28 protein-coding genes and 1 pseudogene are annotated in these 25,480 nt (G+C 33.4%); 19 read left to right on the top strand and 10 right to left on the bottom strand.

The window, feature by feature from the left end; genetic code table 11:
• The first annotated feature begins 212 nt into the window (after positions 1–212).
• Positions 213–449, top strand: a complete 237-nt coding sequence (locus tag IRZ78_RS16960) for a hypothetical protein (protein ID WP_194617674.1) — start codon at positions 213–215, stop codon at positions 447–449.
• Positions 450–586: 137 nt separating this feature from the next.
• A pseudogene (locus tag IRZ78_RS16965) lies at positions 587–2,014 on the top strand (IS1182 family transposase).
• Positions 2,015–2,253: 239 nt separating this feature from the next.
• Here IRZ78_RS16965 and IRZ78_RS16970 read toward each other — a convergent pair.
• Positions 2,254–2,844 carry a riboflavin synthase gene (locus IRZ78_RS16970; protein WP_194617675.1) on the bottom strand — a complete coding sequence of 197 codons (591 nt, stop codon included), beginning with the start codon at positions 2,842–2,844 and terminating at the stop codon, positions 2,254–2,256.
• A 57-nt stretch (positions 2,845–2,901) separates the two neighbouring features.
• Between IRZ78_RS16970 and pdxA the strand changes: the two genes are divergently transcribed.
• The 12 genes from pdxA to IRZ78_RS17030 all read left to right on the top strand — a co-directional run bounded on the left by pdxA (position 2,902) and on the right by IRZ78_RS17030 (position 11,437).
• Positions 2,902–3,951 carry a 4-hydroxythreonine-4-phosphate dehydrogenase PdxA gene (pdxA, locus tag IRZ78_RS16975; RefSeq protein WP_194617676.1) on the top strand — a complete coding sequence of 350 codons (1,050 nt, stop codon included), beginning with the start codon at positions 2,902–2,904 and terminating at the stop codon, positions 3,949–3,951.
• 106 nt (positions 3,952–4,057) lie between these two features.
• Positions 4,058–4,609 (top strand): DUF177 domain-containing protein, encoded by a 552-nt coding sequence (locus IRZ78_RS16980; RefSeq protein ID WP_173971000.1) that lies wholly within the window; start codon positions 4,058–4,060, stop codon positions 4,607–4,609.
• 9 nt (positions 4,610–4,618) lie between these two features.
• Entirely contained in the window at positions 4,619–4,813 is a 195-nt protein-coding gene (gene rpmF / locus IRZ78_RS16985; protein ID WP_007137315.1) for a 50S ribosomal protein L32, read from the top strand.
• A 173-nt stretch (positions 4,814–4,986) separates the two neighbouring features.
• Positions 4,987–5,985 carry a beta-ketoacyl-ACP synthase III gene (locus IRZ78_RS16990; RefSeq protein ID WP_194617677.1) on the top strand — a complete coding sequence of 333 codons (999 nt, stop codon included), beginning with the start codon at positions 4,987–4,989 and terminating at the stop codon, positions 5,983–5,985.
• A gap of 23 nt (positions 5,986–6,008) precedes the next feature.
• Positions 6,009–6,494 carry an acetyl-CoA carboxylase biotin carboxyl carrier protein gene (gene accB, locus IRZ78_RS16995; protein WP_194617678.1) on the top strand — a complete coding sequence of 162 codons (486 nt, stop codon included), beginning with the start codon at positions 6,009–6,011 and terminating at the stop codon, positions 6,492–6,494.
• A 110-nt stretch (positions 6,495–6,604) separates the two neighbouring features.
• Positions 6,605–7,954 carry an acetyl-CoA carboxylase biotin carboxylase subunit gene (gene accC, locus IRZ78_RS17000; RefSeq protein ID WP_068842126.1) on the top strand — a complete coding sequence of 450 codons (1,350 nt, stop codon included), beginning with the start codon at positions 6,605–6,607 and terminating at the stop codon, positions 7,952–7,954.
• Between the two features lie 372 nt (positions 7,955–8,326).
• The gene (locus tag IRZ78_RS17005; RefSeq protein WP_065448665.1) at positions 8,327–8,623 is read left to right on the top strand and encodes a hypothetical protein; all 297 of its coding nucleotides are present in this window, start codon (positions 8,327–8,329) and stop codon (positions 8,621–8,623) included.
• A gap of 85 nt (positions 8,624–8,708) precedes the next feature.
• Positions 8,709–9,005: a hypothetical protein gene (locus IRZ78_RS17010; RefSeq protein WP_065448664.1), complete on the top strand. Its 297-nt coding sequence runs from the start codon at positions 8,709–8,711 to the stop codon at positions 9,003–9,005.
• 27 nt (positions 9,006–9,032) lie between these two features.
• Positions 9,033–9,323 carry a hypothetical protein gene (locus IRZ78_RS17015; protein WP_194617679.1) on the top strand — a complete coding sequence of 97 codons (291 nt, stop codon included), beginning with the start codon at positions 9,033–9,035 and terminating at the stop codon, positions 9,321–9,323.
• A 26-nt stretch (positions 9,324–9,349) separates the two neighbouring features.
• Positions 9,350–9,646 carry a PepSY-like domain-containing protein gene (locus tag IRZ78_RS17020; protein ID WP_194617680.1) on the top strand — a complete coding sequence of 99 codons (297 nt, stop codon included), beginning with the start codon at positions 9,350–9,352 and terminating at the stop codon, positions 9,644–9,646.
• A 14-nt stretch (positions 9,647–9,660) separates the two neighbouring features.
• The gene (locus IRZ78_RS17025; RefSeq protein WP_194617681.1) at positions 9,661–9,957 is read left to right on the top strand and encodes a hypothetical protein; all 297 of its coding nucleotides are present in this window, start codon (positions 9,661–9,663) and stop codon (positions 9,955–9,957) included.
• Positions 9,958–10,087: 130 nt separating this feature from the next.
• Positions 10,088–11,437 carry a sigma-54 dependent transcriptional regulator gene (locus IRZ78_RS17030; RefSeq protein ID WP_194617682.1) on the top strand — a complete coding sequence of 450 codons (1,350 nt, stop codon included), beginning with the start codon at positions 10,088–10,090 and terminating at the stop codon, positions 11,435–11,437.
• On the opposite strand, the gene IRZ78_RS17035 is transcribed toward IRZ78_RS17030, so the two are convergent.
• Both IRZ78_RS17035 and IRZ78_RS17040 read right to left on the bottom strand, forming a co-directional pair.
• Positions 11,434–13,875, bottom strand: a complete 2,442-nt coding sequence (locus IRZ78_RS17035) for an ATP-binding protein (protein WP_194617683.1) — start codon at positions 13,873–13,875, stop codon at positions 11,434–11,436. The genes IRZ78_RS17030 and IRZ78_RS17035 overlap by 4 nt on opposite strands.
• A gap of 178 nt (positions 13,876–14,053) precedes the next feature.
• Positions 14,054–15,955, bottom strand: a complete 1,902-nt coding sequence (locus IRZ78_RS17040; protein ID WP_194617684.1) for a S9 family peptidase — start codon at positions 15,953–15,955, stop codon at positions 14,054–14,056.
• Positions 15,956–16,256: 301 nt separating this feature from the next.
• On the opposite strand from IRZ78_RS17040, the gene IRZ78_RS17045 reads away from it, so the two are divergent.
• From IRZ78_RS17045 to IRZ78_RS17060, 4 genes are all read left to right on the top strand, one after another.
• Positions 16,257–17,369 (top strand): FAD-dependent oxidoreductase, encoded by a 1,113-nt coding sequence (locus IRZ78_RS17045; protein ID WP_194617685.1) that lies wholly within the window; start codon positions 16,257–16,259, stop codon positions 17,367–17,369.
• Complete coding sequence (gene mtgA / locus IRZ78_RS17050) at positions 17,369–18,151, top strand: monofunctional biosynthetic peptidoglycan transglycosylase (protein WP_194617686.1); 783 nt, start codon at positions 17,369–17,371, stop codon at positions 18,149–18,151. The genes IRZ78_RS17045 and mtgA overlap by 1 nt, the downstream gene beginning before the upstream one ends.
• Positions 18,141–19,097, top strand: a complete 957-nt coding sequence (locus IRZ78_RS17055; protein ID WP_194617687.1) for a lipid A deacylase LpxR family protein — start codon at positions 18,141–18,143, stop codon at positions 19,095–19,097. The genes mtgA and IRZ78_RS17055 overlap by 11 nt, the downstream gene beginning before the upstream one ends.
• A gap of 103 nt (positions 19,098–19,200) precedes the next feature.
• The gene (locus IRZ78_RS17060) at positions 19,201–20,403 is read left to right on the top strand and encodes a hypothetical protein (protein ID WP_194617688.1); all 1,203 of its coding nucleotides are present in this window, start codon (positions 19,201–19,203) and stop codon (positions 20,401–20,403) included.
• A 63-nt stretch (positions 20,404–20,466) separates the two neighbouring features.
• Here the strand turns inward: IRZ78_RS17060 and IRZ78_RS17065 are convergent, their stop codons facing one another.
• From IRZ78_RS17065 to IRZ78_RS17090, 6 genes are all read right to left on the bottom strand, one after another.
• Positions 20,467–21,246, bottom strand: a complete 780-nt coding sequence (locus tag IRZ78_RS17065) for a DUF2185 domain-containing protein (protein WP_194617689.1) — start codon at positions 21,244–21,246, stop codon at positions 20,467–20,469.
• A gap of 89 nt (positions 21,247–21,335) precedes the next feature.
• Positions 21,336–21,707 (bottom strand): hypothetical protein, encoded by a 372-nt coding sequence (locus IRZ78_RS17070; RefSeq protein ID WP_194617690.1) that lies wholly within the window; start codon positions 21,705–21,707, stop codon positions 21,336–21,338.
• A 200-nt stretch (positions 21,708–21,907) separates the two neighbouring features.
• Positions 21,908–22,939 carry an oxidoreductase gene (locus tag IRZ78_RS17075; RefSeq protein WP_194617691.1) on the bottom strand — a complete coding sequence of 344 codons (1,032 nt, stop codon included), beginning with the start codon at positions 22,937–22,939 and terminating at the stop codon, positions 21,908–21,910.
• Positions 22,940–22,993: 54 nt separating this feature from the next.
• Positions 22,994–23,347, bottom strand: a complete 354-nt coding sequence (locus tag IRZ78_RS17080; RefSeq protein WP_194617692.1) for a hypothetical protein — start codon at positions 23,345–23,347, stop codon at positions 22,994–22,996.
• 21 nt (positions 23,348–23,368) lie between these two features.
• Positions 23,369–23,965, bottom strand: a complete 597-nt coding sequence (locus tag IRZ78_RS17085) for a hypothetical protein (RefSeq protein ID WP_194617693.1) — start codon at positions 23,963–23,965, stop codon at positions 23,369–23,371.
• Positions 23,952–24,380, bottom strand: a complete 429-nt coding sequence (locus IRZ78_RS17090) for a hypothetical protein (RefSeq protein WP_228520515.1) — start codon at positions 24,378–24,380, stop codon at positions 23,952–23,954. The genes IRZ78_RS17085 and IRZ78_RS17090 overlap by 14 nt, the downstream gene beginning before the upstream one ends.
• Before the next feature lie 311 nt (positions 24,381–24,691).
• On the opposite strand from IRZ78_RS17090, the gene IRZ78_RS17095 reads away from it, so the two are divergent.
• The gene (locus tag IRZ78_RS17095; protein ID WP_194617695.1) at positions 24,692–24,868 is read left to right on the top strand and encodes a hypothetical protein; all 177 of its coding nucleotides are present in this window, start codon (positions 24,692–24,694) and stop codon (positions 24,866–24,868) included.
• A gap of 81 nt (positions 24,869–24,949) precedes the next feature.
• On the opposite strand, the gene IRZ78_RS17100 is transcribed toward IRZ78_RS17095, so the two are convergent.
• Complete coding sequence (locus IRZ78_RS17100; RefSeq protein ID WP_194617696.1) at positions 24,950–25,357, bottom strand: hypothetical protein; 408 nt, start codon at positions 25,355–25,357, stop codon at positions 24,950–24,952.
• Between the last annotated feature and the right edge of the window lie 123 nt (positions 25,358–25,480).

The raw sequence follows: 25,480 nt of genomic DNA on the forward strand, positions 1-25,480 counted from the left end.
TCAAATATCAAAATTTAATTATTTGGTCTATTTCTTACATCAAGGAATTAAAATCGTTTTTGTTCTGTTTTTTTTGCTTTAAACATTGTGTTTTTGCAAAAAACGTATACATTTGTTGGGTATTTGCATATAAGCCCCTGTTTTTGTGCGAATTATATTTAAAATAAATAAATTTAACAACCTACCTTGTTGTATAGCAACATGTTAAAATTATGAAGGTAATAAAGGCTATTTTTTTTACGATTTGTTTGACTTTGATGAATGTATTAACTGCTTTCGCACAGGACGATGGTGGTGGTGATTTGCCGCCGGAGCCGGGGGGTCCGCCGGATCAACCTCCGGGAGGTAGGGTGCCAATAGATGAACATATTTTTATTCTGTTGATATTGGCGATTGTTTTAGGAGGTATAATGATATACAGGTATAAAATAAAAAAAGCTCTGCAATAATGGAGGGCACTGAAAAAGTCTTTTTAAGGAATGATTTTTAAATTAAAAGGAGTAGAAGCTAAAAGTTTTCTGCTCCTTTTTTTGTATTTTTTGGGTGTAATCATAAGACTTTTTAAATGTTAATTCAATAGCAACAAATTCAGTTTAGTCCCAATTCTTCTTTATTATGATTTAATTGTTCCCCAGGATAATTTACTGAGAAAAATTAATGAACTAATAGATTTTTCATTCCTCTACGATGAGTTGCTAAATAAATACTGCACCAATAATGGTCGCACCGCAGAAAGCCCAGTGCGCATGTTTAAGTTTTTGCTTCTAAAAACAATTTATGATGTCTCGGATGTTGATGTAGTAGAGCGTTCACGTTTTGATATGTCTTTTAAGTATTTCTTAGAAATGACCTCCCGAGGAAGGTGTCATTAATCCAAGTTCATTGACGAAATTTCTTAAGCTTTGTCTTAAAGATACAGACTTATTAAATCTACTCATTGGTAAAACAGTGGCTATAGCTGTTGAAAAGGGAATCATTAAATCTAGGTCTATTAGTTGATGCTACACATACTTTATCGAGATCCAATCCGTTTGCAGCAATTGATGTATTAAGAGAGCGTTCTAAACTACTTCGAGAAACGGCATATCTATTTGAGGATCAATTCAAAGAGCATATGCCTGAGAAGAACACTACCAATGAATTAGAAAAAGAATTCGCTTATTGTAAAGAACTCGAGCAGCATATAGAAAAAGAAGAATCTTTAAGTTCTATACCTGCTGTAAAAGAAAAGCTAAACCTGCTTAAAGAAACTATAGAAGATACTCAGGAAAATTATACTTTGTCAAAAGATACAGATGCTAAAACAGGTCATAAATCCGCTGATAGCACTTTCTTTGGATACAAGACTCATCTAGCGATGACCGAAGAGCGCATCATCACAGCGGCTGTAGTAACCTCAGCAGAGAAAGCAGATTGACCAGAATTGCCTAAACTTTTGGAAATTAGCCAAGAAAACGGAATCGATGTTGATACTATTATCGGCGATGGAGCTTATATAGGAACATGAAATCTCAAGCGAGCAAGCGAGTTAGAGATTAAAGTGGTAGCTAAACTGAATTCTATAATAGCACAAGGTGCCAGAAAAGACGAAGATAAATTCGATTATAATAAAGATGCCAACAGGTTTGTTTGTCCTGCAGGCCATATGGCTATAAAAAAATCAAAACAGGGTAAAAAAAATGTCGGAACAAATCAAGTAGAGACCTATTATTTTGATGTCCAAAAATGCAAGTCTTGTCCTTTAAAAGAAGGGTATTACAAAGAAGGATCAAAGACAAAAACATATTCGGTATCAATAAAATCAGAATTACACCAAGAACAAATTGCTTTCCAAGAAACCGACTACTATAAGGAAAAGGCCAAACATCGATACAAAATAGAAGCTAAAAACAGTGAATTAAAAAATGTACATGGATACGATAGAGCACTATCATATGGTATCACCAATATGCAAATGCAAGGAGCGATGGCTATTTTTACAGTCAACTTAAAAAGAATACTGAAATTAATGTAAGAAACTTAAAGTAAGTATACTTCTATAAAATGCCTCTATAAATCAAATATCAACACATATAGCCTCAAATAAAAAACAGTTATAAAACAAAAAACGCTTACAACGGATACTTTTAAATCCTATTATAAGCGTTTTTTTTTTTTTTTTTTGTCTAAAAAATAAACCTGATCAAAATAAGGGATGTTTTTCAGTGCCCTCATTTAAATTGAAACTTTTTTTTATGAAATTAAATTTGAGTCTTATTTGTTTATCGAATAAAGTCTGGATATATATTTTCCAACAACATCAAATTCTAAATTAATTTTAGTTCCAACCTCGAAATTTTTAAAATTAGTGTTTTCGTAAGTATACGGAATAATGGAAACGCTAAATTCATTTGTTTTAGAGTTTACAACAGTAAGACTAACTCCGTTTACAGTTATTGAGCCTTTCTCGATGGTAATATTGCTGAGGTTTCTATCGTATTCAAAAGTATAGTTCCAGCTTCCGTTTGCTTCTTCAATCTTAATGCAGGTTCCTGTCTGGTCTACGTGACCTTGCACGATGTGTCCGTCAAGACGATCGCCAAGTTTCATTCCTCTTTCTAAATTTACAATATCATCAACTTTCCAGTCGCCAATATTTGTTTTCGAAATGGTTTCTTCGATAGCAGTAACGGTATAAAAGGAATCTTTTATGGCGACAATTGTCAGGCATATTCCGTTGTGCGAGACGCTCTGGTCTATTTTTAATTCGTTGGTAATAGAGGCTTCTACTGTTACGTGAAGATTGCTTTGGTCTTTTTTTATTTCGTGAATCCTTCCAAGGGTTTCTATAATTCCTGTAAACATTGTTGTTTTATTTTACTAAATTTGCACATCAAAATTAGTAATAAATAACCTGAGCACATGAATAAAAATGCAGAAAATATAATTGTTGGAATTTCAATTGGAGATCTAAACGGTATTGGAAGCGAAGTTATACTAAAAACATTCGAAGATTCTCGCATGTTAGAAATGTGTACGCCTGTTATTTTTGCCAATGCTAAAATACTTTCGTTTGTTAAAAAAAGTTTTACTTCTACAGTTCAGTTTCATGGAGTAGATAAATTAGATCAGGTTGTTCCTGGGAAAGTAAATGTTTTTAATCTTTGGAAAGAAGGTGTGGATATTAACTTAGGAACAAACGATGAGAAAATAGGAGAGTACGCTATAAAATCATTTGTTGCAGCAACAAAAGCTTTAAAAGATGGTTTGGTTGATGTTTTGGTAACAGCTCCAATTAATAAATACAACATTCAGTCAGAAGATTTTAAATTTCCGGGACATACAGATTATTTAGATCAGGAATTAGAAGGAAATGCATTGATGATGATGGTGCAGGATAATTTAAGAGTTGGTTTGCTAACGGATCATGTGCCTTTAAGTGAGGTTTCTTCGCATTTGACAGAAGAATTAATTACAAGAAAAATTGAAACCATTAGAAAATCTTTAATTCAGGATTTTAGTATTGTAAGACCAAAGATTGCTGTTTTAGGATTAAATCCGCATAGTGGAGATGGTGGTGTGATTGGTAAAGAAGAAGATTTGATTTTGAAACCAGCTTTAAAGAAAATATTTGATAGCGGAACGATGGTTTTTGGTCCATTTTCGGCAGATGGCTTTTTTGGAAGTGGTCAATATGAAAAATATGATGCGATTGTTGCGACTTATCACGATCAGGGATTAATTCCTTTTAAGACCTTATCTTTTGGAAAAGGGGTAAATTATACTGCAGGTTTAAATAAGGTGAGAACTTCGCCAGACCACGGTACGGCTTACGATATTGCCGGAAAAGACATGGCAGATTTTAATTCATTTAAAGAGGCAGTTTATCTTGCGATAGATATTTTTCACTCGCGAAATCAGTACGAAGAGATTACTCAAAAACCTCTTAAAGTAAAAGAAAAACAGTTATAAATAAAAAAAGGTGAATAAGATTATTAGTTTTATAATAATTTTATATCTTTGCACCCCAATTCAGGTATCTGATTTTTAGATACGAGTTGGTGAAATTGATGTTGAAATGAGCAAAACAAAAGAATTTTTAATTCCTTTCATAGGGTTAAAGCTAGGAAAACACCATTTTGAGTATCAAATAAGTAACGTGTTCTTTGAGAACTTTGATTACGACGAATTTCAAAGTTCGGATATCAAAGTAGGTTTAGTTTTAGATAAGAAAAGCAACATGTTAGAGTTGGAATTCAAACACAAAGGAACGGTAAACGTGCCTTGTGATCTAACAAGCGAAGATTTTGATTTGCCTTTAAAAGGAAAAATGAAATTGATTGTTCGTTTTGGAGATGAATTTAACAATGATAACGAAGAGCTGTTGATCTTGCCGCATGGAGAGCATGAAATAGATGTGGCACAATACATTTATGAAATGATTGCACTTTCGGTGCCGCTAAAACGAGTTCATCCAGGAGTAAAAGACGGAAGTTTGCAAACTGAAGCCTTGAAAAAACTAAATGAGCTGACAATAAACAAAGTCAAAGAAGAAAAAGAAGAGAGTAAACAAGAAGAAGATATTGACCCGCGTTGGGACAAATTAAAGAAACTATTAACGGATAAATAATATAGTAAAATGGCACATCCTAAGAGAAAAATCTCGAAAACAAGAAGAGATAAGAGAAGAACACATTATAAAGCTACTGTAGCTCAAATCGCTACATGTCCTATTACTGGAGAAGCACATTTATACCACAGAGCTTACTGGCATGAAGGTAAAATGTATTACAGAGGGCAAGTTGTTATCGATAAATCTGTAGCGGTTGCTTAATACGTTTTTGTAAATGATACTAGAACTCTCACATAGTGAGAGTTTTTTTTGTTGGTTATAATTTTCTTTTTTTAAGAAAATGCATACAAATTCATTTCGTTTTTTTTTGTAATTTTCAAGTCTTTTAAAAATTTTTCAGATACGTAGTATTTGAAACGAAATAATAGAATATAATGAATACAATCACAGCCGCAATTACCGCTGTTGGAGCTTATGTTCCTGACTTCGTTCTTTCGAACAAAGTATTAGAAACAATGGTCGATACCAATGACGAATGGATTACTACTCGTACTGGAATTAAAGAAAGAAGGATTCTTAAAGATGCTGATAAAGGAACGTCGTTTCTTGCCATAAAAGCAGCACAAGATTTACTTGCGAAAGCAAATATTGATCCTTTAGAGATTGATATGATTATAATGGCAACAGCTACAGCAGATATGCCGGTAGCCTCTACAGGAGTTTATGTTGCTACAGAAATTGGAGCTACAAATGCATTTGCATACGATTTGCAAGCGGCCTGCTCAAGTTTCTTATACGGAATGTCAACTGCTGCAGCTTATGTGCAGTCAGGGCGATACAAAAAAGTACTGTTAATTGGTGCTGATAAAATGTCATCAATTGTAGATTATACAGACAGAGCAACTTGTATTATTTTTGGAGATGGAGCGGGTGCCGTTTTGTTCGAACCAAATTATGAAGGGTTAGGCTTGCAAGATGAATACTTACGAAGCGATGGCGTAGGACGCGATTTTCTTAAAATTCCTGCCGGTGGTTCTCTAATACCAACTACAGAAGAGACCGTTAAAAATAGACAACACAATATTATTCAGGACGGAAAAACTGTTTTTAAATATGCTGTAACGAATATGGCTGATGCAAGTGAGTTGATTTTGAAAAGAAACAATTTGACTAACGAAGATGTTAATTGGTTAGTGCCGCATCAGGCAAACAAGCGTATCATAGATGCTACTGCAAGCAGAATGAATCTTGAAGAATCAAAAGTATTAATGAATATCGAAAGATATGGTAATACAACTTCAGCTACTTTGCCATTAGTATTAAGCGATTTTGAGCACCAGTTCAAAAAAGGAGATAATATTATTTTTGCCGCTTTTGGTGGTGGATTCACTTGGGGATCTATTTACCTAAAATGGGCTTACGATAAGAAATAAATTAAAACTAAAAAAGAATCATTATGGATTTAAAAGAAATTCAAAACCTAATCAAATTTGTAGCAAATTCGGGAGTTGCAGAGGTAAAGTTAGAAATGGATGATGTGAAAATCACGATCAGAACAACTTTAGAAGGAAATGTAACAGAAACTACTTATGTACAACAATTGCCTGCTCAGGCTGCATTGCCACAAGCAGTAGCTCCTCAACAAGCTCCAGCGGTTGTAAGCGTAACTAGCGAAGCATCTGTTCCGGCAGAAGATTCTAAATTCATTACTATTAAATCTCCAATTATTGGAACTTTCTATAGAAAACCATCTCCGGATAAACCAGTATTTACTGAAGTTGGAAGTACTATTTCTAAAGGTGATGTTCTTTGTGTAATTGAAGCAATGAAATTATTTAACGAAATCGAATCAGAAGTTTCAGGTAAAATTGTAAAAATTCTTGTAGATGATATGTCTCCTGTAGAATTTGACCAACCTTTATTCTTAGTTGATCCATCATAAATAAATTTAGATTTTAGATTTTAGATTTTAGAAGGATTCACAATACAAGTTTTGTTAATCATCTAAAATTATCTAATTATCAAATTGTCTAATTATCTAATTAAAGTAAGATGTTTAAAAAAATATTAATTGCGAATAGAGGAGAAATTGCACTTCGTGTAATTCGTACATGTAAAGAAATGGGAATCAAAACTGTAGCAGTTTACTCTACAGCCGATGCAGAAAGTCTACATGTTAAGTTTGCTGACGAAGCGGTTTGTATTGGTCCTCCTCCAAGTAACTTATCGTATTTGAAAATGTCAAATATTATTGCCGCTGCAGAAATTACTAATGCAGATGCAATTCATCCAGGTTATGGATTTCTTTCTGAGAATGCTAAATTCTCAAAAATTTGTCAGGAACACGGAATCAAATTTATTGGTGCTGCTCCTGAAATGATTGATAGAATGGGAGATAAAGCTTCTGCAAAAGCTACAATGAAAGCTGCAGGAGTTCCATGTGTGCCAGGTTCAGACGGATTGTTAGAATCTTTCGAACAAACACAAAAATTAGCTAAAGAATTTGGTTACCCTGTAATGCTTAAAGCAACTGCAGGTGGTGGTGGAAAAGGAATGCGTGCTGTCTGGAAAGAAGATGAGTTATTGAAAGCATGGGAAAGTGCACGTCAGGAAGCTGCTGCAGCATTTGGAAATGACGGAATGTACATGGAGAAACTTATCGAAGAACCTCGTCATATCGAAATTCAGGTTGTTGGAGATTCTTACGGAAAAGCATGTCACCTTTCTGAAAGAGATTGTTCTGTACAACGTCGTCACCAAAAGTTGACTGAAGAAACGCCTTCGCCTTTCATGACAGACGAATTACGTACTGCAATGGGAGAAGCTGCTGTAAAAGCTGCTGAATTTATTAAATACGAAGGAGCGGGAACGGTAGAATTTTTAGTGGACAAACACAGAAATTTCTATTTCATGGAAATGAATACACGTATTCAGGTAGAGCATCCAATTACGGAACAAGTAATTGATTACGATTTGATTCGTGAGCAAATTATGGTTGCGGCTGGAATTCCAATTTCAGGAAAAAACTACTTACCGGAATTACACGCTATCGAATGTCGTATTAATGCTGAAGATCCTTATAATGATTTTCGTCCTTCACCAGGAAAAATTACTACACTTCATATGCCGGGAGGTCACGGAGTTCGTTTAGATACTCACGTTTATTCTGGTTATACAATTCCACCAAATTACGATTCGATGATTGCTAAGTTAATTACGACTGCACAATCTCGTGAAGAAGCAATTAGCAAAATGCGAAGAGCTTTGGATGAATTCGTTATAGAAGGTGTAAAAACTACAATTCCTTTCCATAGACAATTAATGGATGATCCAAGATATATAGCAGGAGATTATACAACTGCTTTTATGGATACATTTAAAATGAAACCTATAGAAGAATAATATAAAGGCTGTCAATTTTGGCAGCCTTTTTTATTTTATAACTTTTTAAACCCGATAGATTCTTTAAGCTATCGGGTTTTGTATTATAATAATTGAGAGAATTTTATTTTTGCAACATTTGAATCTGATAATTTTAAAGTTTACCGGTTTTAATGCTTAAATTCTTTGAGTAAACACTATTTGTGTATACTTTTTACACAGTATTTCATAAAATTACACACTTATTTTTAATCCTATTTTTTGGCACAACAGAATTAAATGCTTAAATTACAGGGTTTTACGTGGTTGTTGGGCTGGCGTTTGCGTTACGGCATAATAATTTCATTATCTAAAGCGTAAACAACTATTAAATAATTATAAAATATACACATTATGAAAAATCTATTTTTATCAGCCGCAATTGTTTTAGGAAGTTTAACTTCATTCGCTTCAACTACTCCTATTACAAATACTATCGTAAAAACGATTTCTATTGAAGACGAATATACAGAAATCAAATTAGAAGAATTACCAGCTCCAATTGCTGAGTCTTTGAAAAAAGCTTATCCTGATGCTGTAATTACTAAAGCATATAAAAACGAAAAATCAGAATATAAATTAGATGTTACCGTTGGTGACAAAGTAGGGAACCTTTTTGCTAATGCAGATGGAACCTGGATTAAAAAATAATCAAATTAAATTTTAGATGCTCATGTCATGCAGATTCAAATTAGCAATACTAAAATAAAATTAACAATATTAAAATATAACTATTATGAAAAATCTATTTTTATCAGCCGCAATCGTTTTGGGAGGTTTAACATCATTTGCATCAACTTCTCCAATAACAAATACAATCGTAAAAACAATTTCAATTCAAGACGAATACACTGAAATTAAATTAGAAGAAGTGCCAGTTGCAATTACAGATGCTCTTAAAAAAGCGTATCCGGATGCAGTACTTTCTAAAGCATACAAAAATGCTAAATCAGAGTATAAACTAGACGTTACAGTAGGTGACAAAGTAGGTTCACTTTTTGCTAATGCAGATGGATCTTGGATTAAAAAATAATTAGAAACGAACTATAAAACTATCACTATGAAAAAGTTAATATTATCGGCAGCTATCCTGTTAGGAGGGTTGTCAATGCAAGCAGGGAATGTAGCCGTGACAAGTTCAATGGTTCAATCAGTAAACATTCAGGACGAATATAAAGAAGTTGATGCCGTACCGGCAGCTATTAAAACGGCGTTAGACGAAGCATATCCAGGTGTAAAACTAGATAAAGCTTATGTAAACGACAAAAAAGAGTATAAAATAGAAATCACTGTAAGGGGTGAAAAGTCTACTGTTTATACAGATGCTACTGGTAAAATTCTTAAAAAATAATTAAGTAACCCATAAAAACTATTATTATGAAAAAGTTAATCTTATCAGCAGCAATCATTTTAGGAAGTTTGTCAATTCAGGCAGCTAATCCTGTAGTAAAAACTTCAATGACTCAGTCAGTGACAGTTCAGGATGAATTTACTGAAATTGGTGCAGATGCTGTTCCGGCAGCTGTAAAATCAACTGTAGAAAAATCTTTTCCGAATACAAAACTTGAAAAAGCGTATAAAAACGAAAAGAACGAGTACAAGTTGGAAATTTCAAGTGGTGACAAAAAGTATACTGTATTTACAGATGCTTCAGGAAACATCATTAAAAAATAATTAAAGAGAGCAACATGAAAACGTTAATCTTATCAGCAGTAATAGTTTTAGGAAGTTTGTCTATTTACGCAAGTAATGAGACAACTCCGCTACAAACTAAGTCGGTTGTTTCTGCTCAGGCAGAATACACAGAAGTAAGTGCAGATGCTGTACCTGCTGCTGTAAAAACGGCATTGCAAACTGCTTATCCGGGAGCAAAACTGGACAAGGCATTTGTAAATGAAAAAAAAGAGTATAAACTCGAAATATCGGTTGGTGACCAAAAGGCTACTGTTTTTTCAGATGTCAATGGCAACTGGTTAAAGATATAAATTAGGTGAATTTAGATTTATGTTTTTGGTGAAAAAGAGATTGCGATACGCAATCTCTTTTTTTTTTGCATAATTTTGTGAAAAGACAATTTTAATAGTCTTATTTTAGCAAAAAAGTCCCTAAAAACAAATGCCAAAGATATTACTCATAGAAGATGATATTTCGTTTTGCAAATTATTAGAAAAGTTTCTGGTAAAAAAAGCATACGAAGTAACCATTGCTTTCTCTGCAGCGGAAGCAAGATTAGCAATCAAAAAAGAATCATTCGATTTAATTTTGACAGATCTTCGCTTGCCTGATTCTGACGGTATTGGACTGATGTCTGAGTTTAAAACGGCGCATCCTGAAATACCTGTAATTCTTATGACAGGATACTCAGATGTAAATACTGCGGTAAAAGCCATAAAAAATGGTGCTGCAGATTACATTTCGAAACCTTTTAATCCTGATGAGGTTTTATTGGTTATTACCAATGCTTTGAAATCTTCAGCAACAGAAGAAGAAATTCCTGTAAAGGAAAAAAAATCGACTAAAAAGCCAGCTCCAAATACTGAAAACGAGTTTGTAAAAGGAATTTCGGTTGCATCCAAAAAATTATTAGATCACATTCATTTGGTTAGTCCAACAGATATGTCAGTTTTGATAATTGGAGAAAGCGGAACCGGAAAAGAAATCATTGCTAAAAGTATTCATCAGCAAAGTTTAAGAAAAAATAATAATTTCATCGCGGTTGATTGCGGTGCTATTCCAAAAGAATTAGCGGCAAGTGAATTCTTCGGACATTTAAAAGGATCGTTTACCGGAGCTATTAGCGACAAAATGGGCTATTTTGAGGCTGCTAATGGTGGAACTCTTTTTTTAGATGAAATAGGGAACCTTTCATACGAAAATCAAATACAGCTGTTAAGAGCGCTTCAGGAACGAAAAATCAAACCTGTTGGGAGTAATAAAGAAATTAATGTTGATATTAGAATTATTACGGCTACGAACGAAGATTTACGGGAAGCGGTAAAGAATGGTGATTTTAGAGAAGATTTATACCATAGAATAAATGAATTCTCGATTCAGTCTCCATCATTAAAAGACAGAGACGAAGATTTAATGGTTTTCGCTGATTATTTCTTAGAAAAAGCCAATCAACAATTGAATAAAGACATCATCGGATTTTCGCCGGAAGTAGTTACTATTTTTCAAAATTATAACTGGCCGGGAAATTTGCGTGAACTTCAAAATTGTGTCAAACGTGCTACGCTTTTAACCCAGGGCGATTTTATAAAAAGCGATGTGTTGCCGGTTGAATTTTTTCAGATTCAAAAACAGCAAACGAATAATGGTGATTTCTCTTTGTCAGAAAACGAAAAAGAAGCTATTATTCACGCTTTATCAAAAGCACAAAATAATAAATCCGAAGCGGCAAAATTGCTTAAGATTACCAGAAAAACACTTTATAATAAATTAAAGCATTACAATATAGATTAAGCTATTTCTGTATGTAAAGCTTTAAAAAGTACATCTGTTTTTGCTTTCAAAACTTTAAAAATATCGTTTAAATCAGAAGTTTCAAGATCCCTGTTTTCTAAGATTTTTAAAATTGCTCCAATTTCTCGCGCCTGAATTTGCTTGAACATTGGCGCAATTCTGTGTGCGATTGAATTAATTTCGGCTGTATTTTTGTCGATCATTGCATTCTCTAATAAATTCAGGTTTTCAGAGCTGCTTTCGATAAACGATTTTAAAACTTCTTTTAATGCTGCAGCATCATTGCCTAAAAACTCTTTAAGTGTTTCCAGAGAATACAATTTAGTACTGGTTTTTTCTTCTTGCTCATTAATGTCAACATTGGGCAAAGTATCATTTTCTAAAATAAGATTTATGGTCTCCAGTAATATTTTAGGCGAATAAGGTTTTTGTATTACAGTTGTAAAACCAGCTTCGTTATAAACAGCCGCATCAAGATCAGTTCTTCCTGTAAGTGCAATTACGGGCTGGTTTTTATAAGTGGAATATCCTGAGCTTTTTAATTTTTTCAAAAACGCAAAACCATCCATTTCCGGCATTTGTATGTCTGTAATTATAAAATCGAAATTGGTGTTCTGAATCGCTTCTAAAGCTTTCAAAGCGCTATTAAAAGACAGCACGTGATGTTGTTCCTGCCTTAAAACCCCGCTTGTCAAATTCAAAAGATTGATATCGTCGTCCAGAACAATAAAAGTTTGTTTCTTAGTATTTCGAACTACAGTTTTTTTGACTTCAGGAACTGAATTCACATTATTATCAAACTGCAAGGGAAGTTCAACTACAAAAGTACTTCCTTTGCCAAATGTACTTTCCAGTTTTAAATCGCCGCCTAAAATCGAAATTATTTTTTGGCAAATAGACAATCCCAAACCGGTTCCGCCATATTCTTTTTCAATATTTTCATTCGCCTGAGCAAATTCTTCAAAAACTAATTTCTGATTTCCTTTTTCGATTCCTATTCCGGTATCTTCAATTCTAATGGTAAAAAACTTATCATTCTCCGATATATAGCCACTAATTTTTATAAATCCTTCTTCGGTAAATTTATACGCATTCCCGATAATGTTACTCAGAATTTGTTTCAATCGAAACGGATCTCCAACAATTCTCGTATTCAGTTTCTCATCTACATTAATAATAAGATCAATGTTTTTGTGTTTGTAAACGGTCTGAATACTTTTGGCAACTTCGTCAATAATATCAGGTAATAAAAACGGAACTTTTTCGATCGTAATTTTTCCGGCTTCAATCTTAGAAAAGTCCAGTAAATCCTGAACCAATTGCGTAATATATTCTGATGAATTTTTGATGTTTCTAATGAAATACGACTGCTTTGTATTGACATCCGAATTGCCCAAAAGTTCAGAATACCCCACAATGGTACTCAAAGGTGTTTTAAGATCATGGCTTACCGTAGAAATTAATTGTTCGCGGCTTTTAAGCAAATTTTTGGTTTTGAAATTCGCAATTTCGAGTTGTTTTTTATAAACCTGCGATTTCGAATAATCACTGACAATCAGGATCGAGAAAAACAACGTTAGGACCAAACCAACAATAGCGGATACGGTGACAATTTCGTTGACTTTTTTAAGGGACTTTTCTTTTAGCGAATTATTTTTTATCGAGTTGATGATAATTTCTCTTTCGATAATTCGAAGTACTTTACGAAGCTGGTCCGAAATGGCGATTTCGTTTTTTAGTAATTTATTCTCTTCAAAATTCAGCGATTCTTTTTTCTTTTCGGCCTTGATTTTTACATTGCTCAACAATTTTTTCGAATTGGCCAAAATAGAATCCGATGCTTGTTTGCTTAACGTATTGGTGCTGTCATCCGGAATATTCTGATTGAGATAATCAACATATTTTTGAAGTACATTTCGCTGATAACTGCCCAACTGATTTGGGTTTTTATTGAAATCCTGAAGTTCCAGCTTTCGAAGTTTGAACTCCATTTTGGTAATTTCGTCAATAGCCGTATTAACCGACACTTCATCTTCGGCTTTGTTTTTTATCGTTTTTAATTGCTGGATATTTTTTGTTTTTTCAGATAACAAATAAGTAACGCTATCCAATAATGTTTTTTGATATTGTGTAGTAACGATTTGTTTTAAAGTATCGATTCTAGATTTTAAAGAATCGGTTTCAATAATGTAATTTTTAAAATCTTCTTCAGAGTTATTTTGAATTGTTTTCCTGGCTAAACTTTCTGTTTTATACACATTCGAAAATAATTTACTGACCCTAAGAATCTTGGTTTTTTCGAAAGCAATTTTACTTTCAAGTTTGTTATATACTACATTTTCAGAATATAAAAACCATCCAACAGTAACAACCAAAGCCAGTAATGCAACATAACTGAATAAAACTTTGAGTGCTGTATAACTTTTTTTGCTCTCCATAGATTGCTATTGTGGGGATTGGGAAGATTTATAACGGGAAATTGCTGCAATTTATTCAAAATTTCTGTTTTAGAAATACAAATTAATGCTAATCTTTTACATAATTAAAAGGTCTAAAAAAGAAAATAGCCGTAGATTTTATAAAATCTACGGCTATTTTTATGTTTAAATTATTTGACTAAAGTGTCTCGTCTAACCATTTAAAGAATTCACCTTGCCAAACCTGAGCGTTTTGCGGATGTAAAACCCAGTGATTTTCATCAGGGAAATACACAAATCTAGATTTAATTCCTCTTAACTGAGCAGCCTGAAAAGCTTCTTGTCCTTGCCCAATTGGTACACGATAATCTTTTCCTCCCTGGAAAATTAAAATAGGTTTATTCCAGTTTTGTACCAAAGTTGCAGGGTTAAAAGTAGTATATGCTTTTTGAGCTACAGCATTGTCTTTTTCCCAGTAAGGGCCACCAAAATCCCAGTTGTTAAAGAAAACCTCTTCGGTGGTTCCTAGCATACTTACTGTATTGAAAACGCCATCATGAGCGATAAACGTTTTGAAACGGTTTTTATGAATTCCAGCCAAATAAAATACAGAATATCCACCATAACTTGCACCCACACAACCCAAACGAGATTTGTCTACGTAGTTTTCTTTAGATACATCATCAATTGCGGAAAGGTAATCGTCCATAACTTGTCCGCCCCAGTCTTTACTAATTTGTTCGTTCCATTCAACACCATGTCCTGGCATTCCACGACGGTTTGGTGCTACCACTACATAACCTTTAGCAGCCATTAACTGGAAATTCCAACGGAAAGAATACGATTGTGTCAACGGACTTTGTGGCCCACCCTGACAGAATAATAAAGTTGGATATTTTTTAGTGGCATCAAAATTTGGAGGTAAAATTACCCAAACCAACATTTTTTTACCATCAGTAGTTGTAACGTAACGTTTCTCTGTTTTGCTTAATGCTAATGTTTTGTAAGTTTCAGTATTTACATTCGTCAATTGTTTCCAGCTATTTTTCTTTAAGTTAAAAGAATAAATTTCCGGAGCGTGATTCATGTCATTTCTTGTTACGATAATGTCATCGCCGGCAAAACCTACCAAATCATTTACGTCAAAATCTCCTTTGGTTAATTGGCGAACCTGAATCGCAATTCTGGTTAATCCCGGAAAGTTTACTGTAAATAATTGTTTTGTACCATCAACAGCAGCTACAAAAAATACGTTTTTACCATCTTTACTCCAGATAAAATTATCTACAGTTCCGTCCCAGTTTGCTGTTAAGTTGGTTTTGATTCCTTTAAAATCAACAATAATATCGTTTTTATCCGCTTCATAACCGTCACGTTTCATTTGCAGCCAGGTTAAATTTCCTGTTGGAGAAAATTGAGGTGCCGTATCGTAACCTAAGTTTTCTTCGGTTCTGTTTGTCGTTTTTTGAGTTTCTAAATTGTACTCATAAATATCTGTATTGGTAGAAATCGCATATTGTGTTCCTGCTTTTTTCTTGCATACATACAAAATGCTTTTTCCGTCAGGAGACCAGATATAATCTTCGTCGCCACCAAAAGGTTTTTGCGGAGAATCAAAATTTTCTCCTTTCAAAATGTCAATTCCTTTTGCGCCGTCTTTGTTTTCTTTATAAAAAACGTGGTTGAATTTACCCTCATTCCAGGTGTCCCAGTGACGATAATCTAAACCATCGTAAATTTGAGCATCAGATTTGTCCAGTTTTGGATAAAAATCTTTACCTAAAACCTTGTCAATTTTTACTTCTTCATTGTACACTAAAAACTTTCCGTCAGGCGAAACATTTTTGTCCGCCAGGATTTCTTTTGTGTCTTTAATTTCAGTTGCATTTCCTCCATTTACAGGGATAATGTAAAACTTAGAAGACGATTTGTTTTCCTCGATCGAAGGAGTCGAAACCTTAAAAACAACATTCTTCGCATCTTTCGAAAGTCCAAGAGCACTTACTCTTCCTAATTTCCATAACAATTCCGGAGACATCACATTCTGCCCGATAGCGTTTAAACTCATCATTATTAAGGTTGTAAATAATACTTTTTTCATAATAAAATTCTAATATTCGTGAGGCTAAAAATACAACATTTAAATACCAATTAGTTAAAATAAATCCCAAAAAAATAATTTCCAAATTCCAATCAGTACAATGATAAATCCAAAGAGTTAAATTCCAAATCCAAAAAAAAATTAAAAATCCAAAAATTTTTCCTCCACGGATTCATGATTTTTTTTGATAATCTTTGAAAATGAAAATTCGTGAATTCGTGGCGATTGAAAATAAAGTTTTAAATTTATTTCTTAAATTGGAATTTGGAATTTAAAAGATTGGAATTTAATTTAAGGCAAAATGGAATTAAGTTATTGGGAACTTAAAAATTGGTTCACAAATGTTGATTATACTATTGTAGGCAGCGGTATTGTAGGATTACATGCTGCATTACGCTTGCGCGAAAGATTCTCTGCGGCGAAAATTCTGGTGTTAGAAAAAGGAATGATGCCTCAAGGCGCGAGTACCAAAAATGCTGGTTTTGCCTGTTTCGGAAGTCTTTCTGAAATTTTGGAAGATCTCAAAACACATTCAGAAGAAGAGGTAATAAATTTGATAGAGAAACGTTGGAAAGGTTTGCAATTGCTTCGAAAAAGGTTAGGAGATGTTGCAATTGATTTTAAACCTCACGGCGGATATGAATTATTCCTGAAAGAAGACGAAATCGGATTTAGTCAATGCATTTCGAGATTGCCTTTTATCAATGAAATTTTAAAATCACTTTTTAAAGCCGATGTTTTTTCTAAAGAAGTGGATCGATTTGGGTTTGATAATATTCAGGAATATTTAATTTTTAATCCGTTTGAAGCGCAGATCGATACCGGAAATATGATGCAGGAATTGATGAGACAAGCCGTTTCTGAAAATATTTTAATACTGAACCAACAAACCGTAACGGCATACGCCGATTTAGGAAATCAGGTCGAGATTGTGTTGAATGATTTTAGTTTTAAATCTCAAAAAATACTTTTTGCAACAAACGGTTTTGCCAACGCAATAACAAAAGGTGCTGTGCAACCGGCAAGAGCGCAGGTTTTAATTACAGAACCTATTCAGAATTTAGATATAAAAGGCACTTTTCACCTGGATCGCGGTTATTATTATTTCAGAAATATAGGCGACAGGATTTTACTTGGTGGAGGCCGAAACTTAGATTTTGATGCTGAAAATACAACCGAATTTGGGCAGACGAAAATTGTGCAAAATAAATTGGAAGATTTACTTAAAAATGTAATTTTACCAAATCAGGATTGCCAAATTGCCCATCGTTGGAGTGGGATCATGGGAATGGGAAACAGTAAAAATCCTGTTGTTACCCAATTGTCTGAAAACGTGTTTTGTGGAGTGCGTTTAGGCGGAATGGGAGTAGCAATTGGAAGTTTAATAGGAACAGAATTAGCAGATTTAATATAATGGGAGTAACCAAAAAACCGATACCAAAAACAACAACCGCAAACAAACCGAAACCAAAACCTAAAACAGCATCAAAAAAAGGCAATCGCTCTTTTGGTGAAAAAGTAAAATGGTTTTTTATTAAATTATGTCTATGGTTCTTCGGGATCTCGATCGCATCAGTCATATTCTTTAAATATATTCCGGTACCATTTACACCTTTGATGCTCATTCGTGCCATCGAAAATAAATTAGATGGTAAAGAAGTTTATTTTGATCACGATTGGGAACCAATTGAGAAAATCTCAATGAATTTGCAAAAAGCTGTGATTGCAAGCGAAGACGGAACTTTCTTGAAGCATAATGGTTTCGATTTTAAAGCGCTTCAAAAAGCCTATAAAAGCAACGAACGCGGACGCCGAATCCGTGGTGGAAGTACCATCTCGCAACAAACTGCTAAGAATGTCTTTTTATGGCAGGGAAAAAGTTATTTCCGTAAAGGATTAGAAGCCTATTTCACAGTTTTAATCGAAGTAATTTGGGGTAAAGAACGTATTATGGAAGTATATCTGAATAGCATCGAAATGGGCGATGGAGTGTACGGAGCTTATGCTGCTACAGAACATTGGTATCGTCGGGATGCATCTAGCTTAACGCCAATTCAGGCAGCGGGAATTGCTGCCATATTGCCCAACCCAAGAAAGTTTAAGGCAACAGGATCTTCTAGTTATATTAACAGAAGGAAAGAGAGAATTGTTCGTGAAATGCGCGCCGTTGGAAAAATAAATTATCATGCGAAATAAAAAATCATTTATTGCGCTCTTAGTATTGACATCGGCTTTGGCTTTTGGTCAGGCAAAAACAACAGAGATTGGTTTTATTACCGACAACGATTTATATACGTCGTCTAAAAATGATATGTATTATACCAATGGTTTAGAGCTTTTTTATCGCTTTTTATCGAAAAATGAAAACACTAAAATCAACAAGAAAATTACCGAATTTCGTATTGGGCAATATATCTATAATCCGAGATTTATCAACGCCGAAGCGGTTACCATAAATGATCGTCCGTTTACAGGATATCTTTTTGCCGAAGCGGGCCGAAGCTTTTTTTACCAAAGCGAATCAGTCTTGAAAACCGATTTCCAGTTGGGTTTTATGGGGCCGAATGCTTTAGGGAAAGAAACTCAGGAAAGTTTTCATCATATTATTGGATATAAAGAAGTTTTTGGCTGGGAAAATCAGTTGCATAATGCTTTTGCCGTTCAGGTGCATGTGATGTATTCGAAAAAAATGTTTCCATCAAAACACAATGATTTTATAGATCTTCATTTTCAGTCAGAAGCTAATCTGGGAACTATTTTTACAGGAGTTTCTACAGGATTTTTAACCCGAATTGGTTTCAAAAAGCTACTCCCAATTTACGATTCGAATTTGCATGATGCTTCGGTAAGTTTGCAGCCGCAATACAATATCAGAGAATTTTACTTTTACGCGATGCCTAGTGTCAACTATCAGTTTTATGACGCTACGATCGAAGGAAGCATGTTTAGTACTACAAGCCCTTTAACTTTTGAGCTCGAACCACTGCGTTTTAATGCAGAGTTTGGTTTAAAATACCGTCACAATAACTTCAATATGTCGTATTCATTTATTTATAGAGGACGAGAATTAAGAGATCCGGAAACAAATACCAATTCAGGTTATTTTTATGGATCGATACGATTTGGGTATTTGTTGAATTAGTATTTGCCACCAAGGCACTAAGACGCAAAGGTTTTTTGATCTTAAATCTTTTCGAATAAGGGATATAAGTTACTTGGAGTTAATCAATAATGTCAAATCAAATATGATAAAAAAAATAAATAGATTAGCGCATCCTGGTTTTCTTGTTTCGTTATTGATTCTTCTTTTAAATGACTTCATATTAAAAACCGTCTTTCATAATTATCTCACGGGAAAATTATCTGATTTTGCGGGACTTCTTGCTTTTCCGTTTTTTTGGAGTGTGCTTTTTCCAAAAAGAATCAAAGAAATTCATATTGCTGTTGCTTTATTTTTTGTTTTTTGGAAAAGCCCTTTTTCAGAAGCTTTTATTGACTTTTTTGGTTTATATCGCGTTGTAGATTTTTCAGATAATATTGCCCTGGTAAGTATTCTGGTTTCGTTTTGGTTATTAAAGCAAGAATCTGTCCTATATAAAGTTCAGCCCGTTTTTCTAAAATTGATTTTTCTTCTTTCTTGTTTCTCTTTTGTAGCAACTTCTAAGCCACAGGAGCCGGAAACCTTTGACGATGGTTTTTCACATCTGTATTTGAACAATCGATCTGATCAAAAGATAACGGTTTTAATAAATTTTAAATTTTCTGAAAATGAAATTGCGACGTATAAAAATCAACAGATTAAAATTCTTATAGATAATTACAAAAGATTTATTAGTCAGGATGAAAAAGAGCATAGATTAGTTTTTAAACCATCTGATTCTATAAGTATTGTAAAGGAAGTAAATGATGAATGGCTGTTAAGACAAAAGCATAGTGTGAGACGCTCGATTGTGTTGAATAAAGGAGCTGAACGATATTTGACATTGCCTTTGAATGTTGCCGATACATTAATAGGTTTTCCTGAAGATTTTAAAATTTCAATTTTAGATAGTAATTCGAAAGCACTAAAAATCTATGATAAAAAAGCATTTTTTAGTAAAATTGAGAACAAAGAATTAAACGAGTTCTCCAGAGGAGAAGTGTTTAGTTTGACTTTTGGAAAGAAAAGAGAACCTTTAAAAAATTCCGATTGTTATGGCAAGTGGGAATCTCGCCAGAAGGGTGATTTTAATAAAATAGAAATCAATTCTGATTATTTTATAAATGATAGTAATGGCGAAGTTTCTGATTGTAGTTATAACAATGACACCATTTTTGTTTATTCTCCTGATGGATTATATATAGGAATTATTAAAAAAGGAACAAAAGACAGTCTGGTAATTTCCTGGGATAATGAACCGGATTTAATTTATGTTAAGTCTAAAAAGCCTACGGTTTTGGCTCGTTAGTTATTCTCTTTGCGGGTACAGATTGAAAATTAGCGCTATCGGATTTTTCGGTATTACATAGTATCATTCTTTCAGCTTAATGTTTTTCCAAGTATTTAATGCCCAGTCAAAATCTGTTTTATCATCAAAGTAGAATACTGCTTGAATTACTTCTTTGTCAATTATAGAGAAGCCAAAAAGGACAAAATATGTTTTTCGTTCATTATTTTCTTCTATTAGATAACCTATTCTTGAAACTTTATTATCAGAAAACTCAAATTTGTCTAATGTTTTAGATTTTGTCTGATCTCGATTTTCAAGATTTTGTTTCTGTTCTTCATAAAGATCTTCTTTGTTTTTCTCTGAATTCCATATGATTAATCTAATAGATTTGTCTTCTGTAGTATAATATAAGGTCCCGTCTTCTTCAATTGTTCTTTCAAAGAGATTATTAATCTCAATTGTCCAATCTTCAGTAAGTCTATGAGTGGTCATATAATCATCTTCCAGCTCAAAATCAGTAACTTTGTACCATTCAGAATCATCTTTTTCTCTTTCGTAAACAGAACCAACTCCTTTTAATAAAATATCCTTAAGTGAAGGATCTATTTTTAGAATGGTTGAAGGATTGTAAATGCCAATGTTTTCAGGATCATCATTGTATTCGGGGGATTCAAATCCTGTTAAAATCCTCCAGCCGCTATCTTCGGGTCGTGTCCTTTTTTCACGATATAAAAATCCAGGTTTAATGTTTTTATCGACAACCATTTTTGAGACCATAAGTCCTCCAATTGGCGGAAAATCATTAAAATTATTTTCTTCTTCTTCTTCTTCTTTTATTTTCTTCTTTTTGAAAAATTTCATTCTGATTTTTTTATATTGATAAATTTACTAGAATTTTCAATTTGCTTTACTCGATCGGGTTACAAATCTCCTCTATCGGGATTATTAAATCACCACTCCATAAAAACAATAAAATGATTGTCGGGATCTTTTAGAAAGAGCGCTTTTCCGCCAGGATAATCCCAAGGGCCTGAAAATGTACCGTGCGGTAATTTTTCGACGTCTGATTCATCGCTTTGCGGTAGCTGGTTTTTTATAAGGCGATTATAAATGTCATTTATATCTGCTTCGTTTATTTCGATATTTCCTTCGTTGGCAGGTTTTTGCAAAGTACTTATTTTTAATTCGGAATGATCATCGATTGGTACAAAGAAAGTTTTTGCTTTGTTGGTAAAGTTTTTGTTGTTGAGATTAAAAACTTTTTGATAAAAATCAAATGAGACTTCTGGGTTTGAACAATAAAGCCAGAAAGAAATTTTCATAGAAATGTTTTTAAATAAAATTATTGGGTAATAAAACTAAAGAAAAGTTCTGATAAAAACTAAAACTCCTAATCTAGAGCCCCGATGGAGGCGGTATCCTTTTTATCCGCTTTTTTGCGGATAAAAAGATATATCCGAGAGCGGGACAATTGGTCTTTTTTAAAACGTATCTTCTGCTCCTGATTTTTTAAATTATCAATTTAATGACGGTTATCGCATTGAATATAAATGTCTTCGTTTGATTTGTCGATAAGCGAAATGGCAGGACATCCGAAAGATTCATATTGAAAGCCAAATACAACTGGTGCTTTGTTTTTAAAGAGTTTACCTGTATATTGATCATATGAGTCGTCTCCGTTTTCGCCGTTGAGTGGAGCGGGAGAGGTGCCTTCGCTTTGGCTGTAGAGCTTCTCGATTATGATTTCTTTGGTTTTTGAATCGGTTACTAAAAGGCGTCTGGCATAAATTATTTTATCACTATCGAGGTAGTCTTGTAAAAAATATTGATAAGTATCTGTCTTATATAAATACGTATTGCCAGCAACGGTGCTTTTTAAGATCTCACGATCTTCTTTTTTCATAGGTTTAGATGGATATTCTTTACCAGGGATTTTTTTCCAGACAATTGGTTTTAATGGTTCGTTTGCAAACGGATTTTCTTTGCCTGCATAAACGATCACATCAGAATAATAATCGCTAAAACCTTTTAAATTTTGTTTACTGATTTCAAACCCAATCATATAATAATATTTGGGATAAGGCCAGTCCTCTTCGGATGAATAACCGTTTAGCCATGCAGCGGCTTTAAGATTTTTTATGGCAAATGAAGCCAATTTGTTTTTGGCATAATCATAGACAAACAAAGAATCGGTTTCGGAAATATTGGTTTTAGATAAAAAACGATTTCTGTATTTTTTATCTAGGGTGAAATACTTTGCGGCCTTTTTTTCCATTTTTTCAATATTGGGCAAGGCAAAAGTGTCTGAAGCGGTATCGTCGAGAGGATAAATATCTGAAAGGGAAACAAAAGCTACATCGGTGCTGTCTCTGTAAGTAAGGGTAAATAAATTGATGCTTTCTTTTCTTGGTGCTTGTTCAGTTTCTACAGTATCATTTTGGGCTGCTGCGGTTTGGTCTGATTGTGGCGTGTTGTTTTTAGTTTCTTTCTTATCGTTGCAGGACAAGAGGAAAAGAAATGAAGCACTTAGAATTGCAGGTATTTTAAGATTCATAAAATGTGATTGGGTTTAAAGTTGATTTTATAGGATAGAAAAAGTGCAAATCTTCTATTTTGAAATTACAATTAGAAAAAATACGAATGAGAGTATTAAGAGAACCAGTCCGATAATTAGCAATACATCGTCTTGTATGGTATCGATGCTTTTTTTTGCGAGATAAAAACGATGTAATAATAACCCAATTTCATAGCATAATAAAAAGGCTATTAAGGTCAATAGACCATACATTTTTGCTAATCCGCCGCTTCCGCTAAAGGCTCCTTCATGCGCAAACCAGCTAACAATGAGAACCAACGGAATAATTAATAATGACGATTTTATAAGCAGTGGACTGCCTTTCCAGAATAGTAATGCAATTAGTGCTAGTATGGGCAGTAATAACCAACGGAGTAATAGTGTCATATTGTTTTGTTTTTGTTCAATTCAATTGTTTTTTATTGATGAGACTTCGCCTGTATTTTTATTGAAGGTAATGGTTTTGTTTGGTCCTCCATAAAATAAGGTAAGGGTAAGTGTGCTGTCGGTTTCGTGATTAAAGATGATATCTTTTGCTGTTCTGATTTTTATATTTAGATCATCGTTCATAAGTTGATAATCGGTGCTTTTTAATATTCTTTTTTCAAAAAGACCATGTTTTTCTATTACTTCAAGCCATGGGGGCGCCATTGCACTATAACTTACAATTTGTGCCCTGTAATTTTCATTTAGATTTTTATCTATCCTTAATCCTAATGATGTGGTCGAAAGGATCCATGCGTAAAAAGGCATCATTAGCGGTAAAATACTGAGTATGATGGCTAATATAATTCCGCCCAAAAGTAATTTTGCCATAATTTTTTTCCAAAATATCACAATCACCACAAAGTTGGTCAAAAACCACAGCCAATACAGAACCACATCGCTGTAGTAGCCTCGTAAGCTAATGAGTTTATAATAATACAACAGGCAATCTGTTGCCAGAAGCAAAGTAAGAATGAGATAAACTCTTAAAGCTATCGTAGATTTTTTATTTTGGTTCATGACTTTTTAAGATATAATTTAAACCAAATATTGTGGGAATTGATAAAACCATAATAGGCAAAATTGAAACCGAAAGGGTGTAATGAAGTTCTTCGTTGAAACGATAAGTACTCCAAGAAGATTCGCGATCGACAAAAACGGTATAATTCCAGAAAAACCAAACTGAAATTAAGAATATGAATTGAATTGTGACTTTAAAATATATGTTTTTAATAAGGGAAAGAAAAAGAAATAAAATTGTCAGGAAGATCGTTGTAAATAGCGACATCAGATAAGCGTCATCAAAAAATGAAGCATCGGGATTGCCACTTGACATTCGTCCGGAAAATTCGCCAACAGCCCAGTAAATCTCTAAAAAGGTACTTATGAAGAATATTAGTCCAATTGATAAAGGTTTTTTTAGATTTTTAAGCATTTTGTTTATTTGGAGCATGTTTGGTATTTTATTGTTTGATTGGAAATTTGAAAAGGCTCAAAACAAAGATCCTTTTATAAAATTTAAATATAAAAAAGATTTCTGACAAAAAACAAAACTTCTAATCTGAGCCCCGATGGAAACGGCATCCTTTTTATTCGCTTTTTTAAGGATAAAAAGATATAGTGTACAGCGGGACAATTGGTGTTTTGAAAACAAAATTTTCGCTCCTGATTTTTATAACGCTACGGCTTAACCTTTTGGTAATATTTTATAAGTTTAAAATCTTAACTTTAATAAAAAAAAAAGTCATGGAAATCAATTGGGTAATAATAGGAATTGTAGTTGCAGTTGTAATTGTTTTAATTGTGTTTACTACAAAAAAGAACCAGAAAGAGAAAAAGAAACTAACAGACTTGTTGAATAATGATTTTAAGAAACCTGAAGAAGATGAACCAAATTTTGATGATGCGGCAAATGAAAAGTAACAAATAGTGATCTCAATAAAATCTAAAAAACCTTGTAGAATGTGTCCTGCAAGGGTTTTTAAGTTTTAATTATTGAAATAATTAAAGTTTTGTAAATGTTCCCGTAAAGAAACCTGAAACATCGATTTGTCTTTGAGATATTTGAATAATAGTAAATTTCATTCGGTAATCGATATTGTAATTGTATTTTAAACTGTAGTAATTAGCGTAGGCAGTTTCCTGAATATTTGGATTTCCAAAATGCTCTTCGTAATAAGCGATCTCTTCGTTGGCAGAATAAATAGGATTTCCGTATTCGTTAAAAATTACATTATTTGATGTGAATGTTATTTTGTCACCCTGAATGTTAGTCCATGTTCCCAATAACCAAGTTGGAGGATCGAAATATATGTAAGTAATATCGTTGAACTGGTCTTCTTCATGAATTGTGTCATCTTTAGAACAAGAAGTAATAAAGATTAAAGCAAATAATAAAATTAGTTTTTTCATGTCTTATTTATTTTAAACAAATAAATGAAGATGAAATCTATAAAAGAGACTGTAAAGGTTTTGATTGTAATAGTTTACGACAATTTACAAAAATAGTAAAGAGATAAGGGAACAAAAAAGTAT

It is taken from the genome of Flavobacterium sp. CSZ (assembly GCF_015350725.1).
Lineage (GTDB): Bacteria > Bacteroidota > Bacteroidia > Flavobacteriales > Flavobacteriaceae > Flavobacterium.